We start from the raw sequence: 2,255 nt of genomic DNA, 5'->3' as shown, positions 1-2,255 counted from the left end.
ACGGGGACGTTGGGTGGGTTGGTGGCCCGGCATCTGGTGGTGGTGCATGGGGTGCGCAGTGTGGTGTTGGTGAGTCGTCGTGGGGTGGCGGCTGAGGGTGCGTCGGCTCTGGTGGAGGAGTTGAGGGCTGGTGGTGCGCGGGTCGAGGTCGTGGCTGCGGATGTGGGTGATCGCGAGGCGCTGGCCGGGGTGCTGAGTGCTGTTCCGGCGGAGCATCCGCTGACCGCTGTGGTCCACACCGCCGGAGTACTCGACGACGGGATCATGACCGCCCTCGACCCCCAGTGGTTCGACACGGTGTTCCGGCCGAAGGCGGATGCCGCGTGGCATCTGCACGAGCTGACGCGGGAGCTGGACCTGTCGGCCTTCGTCCTCTTCTCCTCAGGTGCCGGGGTGCTGGGCAATGCAGGCCAGGGCAACTACGCGGCGGCCAACGGATTCCTCGACGGCCTGGCACACGAGCGTCGTGCGCAGGGCCTGCCCGCTGTCTCCCTCGCATGGGGCCTGTGGTCGCAGGCGAGCGGCATGACCGGACACCTGGACGATGCGGGGCTTGCCCGGCTCGCGCGCAGCGGGCTGCTCGGCCTGTCGTCGGCGGAGGGCCTCGCGCTGTTCGATGCCGCGCTCGGCTCCGACGAGGCGCTTCTGGTGCCGACCAAGCTCGACTACACCGCTCTGCGGAACCAGGTCGCGACCGGCGACCTCCCCCCGCTCCTGCGCGGACTGGTCCGGGCGCCGAGAAGGGCGGCGCAAGGGGCGGAACCGGTTCAGGACGCCGCGACGTACGCCGAGAGGCTCGCGGCTCTCTCCGAGGAGGACAGACTGCGGGACCTGCTCGACCTGGTACGCGACGCCTCAGCCTCCGTGCTCGGGCACGCCACCAGGGGAGCGATCGGGGCCCGCCAGGCCTTCAAGGACCTCGGCTTCGACTCGCTCGCCTCGGTCGAGCTGCGCAACCGGATCACCCGGGCCACCGGAGCGCGTCTTCCGGTGACGCTCGTGTTCGACCACCCGACTCCCACGGCACTTGCCCGCCATCTCCGCGCGGAGCTGCTCCCGTCGGCCGAGGGCGGCGAGCCTGTCGGTTCCGCCGCCGAGCGAAACGTGGACGAAGCCGGCATCCGCAGGGCTCTGGCGACACTGCCGCTGCGGAAGCTCCAGGAGCTCGGAGTTCTGGCCGCGCTCGAAGCCTCATGGTCGTCGTCCTCGTCGGCCGGCCGTACGGCAATCGTGCGAACCCGTCAGGACGCGAGGCAGGAGATCGCGGCGATGGACGTCGACGACCTCGTCGAGAGGGCGCTCGGTGGCAGTCAGTGACCGCACTTCGGAGATCGGAAGAAGGTTCCCATGACCACGTCCACTGACAAGCTCGTCGAGGCCCTGCGAGCAGCACTCACCGACAACGAGCGGCTCCAACGGGAGGCCGAGCAGCTCCGCGAGGTCGCGACGGAGCCGATCGCGATCGTGGGGATGGGCTGCCGGCTCCCGGGCGGGGTCACGTCCCCCGAGGACCTGTGGCGGCTCGTCGCCGACGAACTCGACGGCGTCGCGGGCTTTCCGGAAGACCGGGGCTGGGACCTGGAGAGCCTCTTCGACCCGGACCCCGAGCGGACTGGTACCTCGTACGTCACCGAGGGGGGCTTCCTCCAGGACGCCGGTGGCTTCGACGGGGCGCTGTTCGGGATCTCCCCCCGGGAGGCCCTGGCGATGGACCCGCAGCAACGGCTCCTGCTTGAGGTGAGCTGGGAAACCGTCGAGCGCGCGGGCATCGACCCCACATCCCTCGGCGGCACGGCGACCGGTGTGTTCACCGGCCTCATGTACCACGACTACGCCGCGGGCCTCGACGCCGTACCGGACGGGCTGGAGGGATTCCTGGGCACGGGGAACTCGGGGAGTGTGGCGTCGGGCCGGGTGTCGTACGCGTTGGGGCTGGAGGGTCCTGCGGTGACGGTGGACACGGCGTGCTCGTCGTCGCTGGTCGCGGTGCATCTCGCGGCCCAGGCCCTGCGTGCCGGCGAATGCTCGCTCGCACTGGCGGGCGGGGTTGCGGTGATGGCGCACCCTTCACCCTTCGTGGAGTTCTCCCGGCAGCGCGGGCTGGCCCGCGACGGCCGGTGCAAGGCGTTCGCGGACGCGGCCGACGGCACGGGCTGGTCCGAGGGTGTGGCGGTTCTGTTGTTGGAGCGGTTGTCGGATGCTCGGCGGTTGGGGCATGAGGTGTTGGCGGTGGTGCGTGGTTCTGCGGTGAATCA

General features: G+C 70.8%; 2 protein-coding genes. Both read left to right on the top strand.

Features of this window, described 5'->3' with window-relative positions; translation table 11 throughout:
* Positions 1 to 1,317 (top strand): type I polyketide synthase (locus ACWCQM_RS40895; RefSeq protein ID WP_450920136.1); only part of this gene is annotated, 1,317 nt, incomplete at its 5' end.
* A gap of 30 nt (positions 1,318 to 1,347) precedes the next feature.
* On the top strand, positions 1,348 to 2,255 hold a 908-nt coding region (locus tag ACWCQM_RS40890), incomplete at its 3' end, for a beta-ketoacyl synthase N-terminal-like domain-containing protein (protein WP_450920135.1).

Source organism: Streptomyces sp. NPDC002125, assembly GCF_053593715.1.
This window is presented reverse-complemented; position numbering and strand designations above follow the sequence as displayed.